Origin of the sequence: Nocardia testacea NBRC 100365 (assembly GCF_000308775.1) — a bacterium.
GTDB lineage: Bacteria > Actinomycetota > Actinomycetes > Mycobacteriales > Mycobacteriaceae > Nocardia > Nocardia testacea.
In genome coordinates this window covers 1-2732 of the sequence record NZ_BAGJ01000124.1, presented here as the reverse complement: position 1 = coordinate 2732, position 2732 = coordinate 1, and the positions used below count along the sequence as shown (strand labels likewise).

The window sequence follows — 2732 nt, the reverse complement described above, 5'->3', positions numbered from 1 at the left end:
AGGCTCGAGCCTTGTGCCGAACACGTCAGCCGATACCGACAACCTGTCCGCCGGGGACTCGAACTACCTGGTGGGACTCGATCTGAACGGACGCCGGGTCGTCGTCGTGGGCGGGGGCAGCGTGGCACAGCGCCGGTTGGGCCTGCTCATCGCCGCGGGCGCGGCCGTCGAGGTGATCACCCGGCAGGCCACCCCCGCGGTCGAGGCAATGGCCACCGCGGGCCAGATCACCCTCACCCTGCGCGATTACGCCGACGGTGATCTCGACGGCGCCTGGTACGCCATCGCCTGCACCGACGGGCCCGAGACCAATGCCGCCGTGGTCGCCGAGGCCACCCGGCGCCGGATCTTCTGTGTCCGCGCCGATCACGCCCAGTCCGGCACAGCGGTCACCCCGGCGACCGCCCGCTACGACGGGATGACCCTGGGCGTGCTGGCCGGTGGCCGGCATCGGCGCTCGGCCGCGGTCCGCACAGCCCTGCTGGAAGCGCTGCAATCGGGGGTGGTCACCGACGACGCGACTCCCATGGCGCCCGGCGTCGCGCTGGTCGGTGGTGGGCCCGGCGACCCCGATCTGATCACCGTGCGCGGCCGGCGATTACTGGCCCGGGCCGATCTCGTGGTGGCCGACAGGCTGGCCCCGCCGGAGTTGCTGGCCGAACTCGGACCGGATGTCGAAGTGGTGGACGCCGCCAAGATCCCTTACGGCCGCGCGATGGCCCAGGACGCGATCAACCGGGCTCTCGTGGACGGCGCCCGGGCGGGAAAGTTCGTGGTCCGGCTCAAGGGCGGCGATCCCTATGTGTTCGGGCGCGGTTACGAGGAACTCGAGGCGTGTGTCGACGCCGGGGTGCCGGTGACGGTGGTGCCGGGCGTCACCAGCCCGATCTCGGTCCCGGCGGCCGCGGGGATCCCGGTGACCCATCGCGGGGTCACCCATGAATTCGTGGTGGTCAGTGGCCATATCCCACCCGACCACCCGGACTCGCTGGTCGACTGGCCGGCGCTGGCCCGGTTGCGCGGCACCCTGGTCCTGATGATGGCGGTGGAACGGATCGAGCAGTTCGCGGCGGCCCTGCGCGCGGGTGGCCGCCCCGCCGAGACCCCGGCCACGGTGATCCAGGAGGGAACCCTGCGCGGTCAGCGGGTGTTGCGGGCCACGCTCGCCGATGTGGCCGAACGCGTCCGTGCCGAAGGTATCCGGCCGCCGGCGATCATTGTGATCGGGCCCACGGCCGGGTTCAGCGCCGCGCCGATGGCGGCCGGCGACGGTCGGTTACAGTGACCCACTGTGCTCGATAACCCCCCAGCTATCCAGTATCCGGTGACGAAACGAGCCTTCGGCCTCGCCATTCTCGTGCTCAGCGGGTTACAGCTGATGGTGGTGCTCGACGGCACCGTGGTGATCTTGGCCCTGCCGCGGCTGCAGGAGGAAATGGGCCTGTCCAGCTCGGGCAGCGCGTGGACCATCACCGCCTACGGGCTGCCGTTCGCGGGACTGATGCTGCTCGGCGGCCGGATCGGTGATTCGTTCGGACGCCGGCGCATGTTCGTCCTCGGTGTGGGCCTGTTCACGCTGGCCTCCATGCTGTGCGGGCTGGCGCAGGGCGAGCAGATGCTCATCGCCGCGCGCGCCTTCCAGGGCACCGGCGCCGCGCTCGCCGCGCCCACCGCCTTCGCACTGGTCGCGAGCACGTTCGCCCCGGGCCGGGTCCGCAATCAGGCCTTCGCCATCTTCGGCTCGATGGTCGCGCTGGGCTCGGTCGGCGGGCTGGTGATCGGCGGCGCGCTCACCGAGGCGAGCTGGCGGTGGATCTTCCTGATCAATGTGCCGATCGGTGTGCTCATCGTGATCGGCGCACTGGTCGCACTGCGCGATACCCATCATCAGCGTCTCACCCTGGATGTACGCGGCGCGTTCCTCGGGACTCTGGCGTGTGCGCTGATCGTCTGGGGCGCCACCGAGGGACCGGAGCTCGGCTGGAGTGATCCGCTGGTCTACGGCACTCTGATCGCGGGCGCGGTACTGCTTCCGCTCTTCGTCTTCGCCGAACGTCATGTGGACAACCCCCTGCTGCCGTGGACGCTGTTCGACAGCCGCGACCGCGTTTCCACTTTCGTGGTGATCCTGCTCGCCAGCGGCGTACTGGGCGCCACGACGTATTTCGCCGGCCTGTTCGTGCAGAACGTGGTCGGTTACAGCCCACTGGTCGCCGGGATCTCGTTCATCCCGTTCACCGTCGGCGTCGGCCTGGGCAGTGCGGTGGCCACCCGGCTGGCCCTGCACGTCGCACCCCGGTGGCTGCTGGTGAGCGCGTCGGTGGTGCTGATGGCCGGTCTCGGCTACGGCTCGACACTGGACGCCGACGTCGGCTACTGGTCCACCCTGCTGCCGCTGTTCTCGGTGATCGGTTTCGGCATCGGTATAGCCATGGTGCTCATCCCGCTGTGCGTACTGGTCGGGGTGCCGCCGGACGAGATCGGCCCGCTCTCGGCGATCGGGCAGATGTTCCTGAATCTGGGGACGCCCATCGCCATCGGCGTGCTCACCCCGCTGGCCGCCTCCCGGACCCTGTCCGAGGGCGGGACCATCAAGAAACCGGCCGAGATGACCGCGGCGGAGATCACCGCGCTCGGGGACGGCTACACCCTGGCCCTACTGGTGGCCGCGATCGGCGGCCTGCTGGTGGGCCTGATCGCGCTGACCCTGCGCTACACCGCGCAGGAGGTCG

General features: G+C 70.2%; 2 protein-coding genes. Both read left to right on the top strand.

Annotated elements, in window-relative coordinates:
- Positions 1–13: 13 nt before the first annotated feature.
- Positions 14–1285 (top strand): uroporphyrinogen-III C-methyltransferase, encoded by a 1272-nt coding sequence (gene cobA / locus ON38_RS17025; protein ID WP_039825814.1) that lies wholly within the window; start codon positions 14–16, stop codon positions 1283–1285.
- A 6-nt stretch (positions 1286–1291) separates the two neighbouring features.
- The coding region (locus tag ON38_RS17020; protein WP_039825815.1) for an MFS transporter at positions 1292–2732 on the top strand (1441 nt) is incomplete at its 3' end.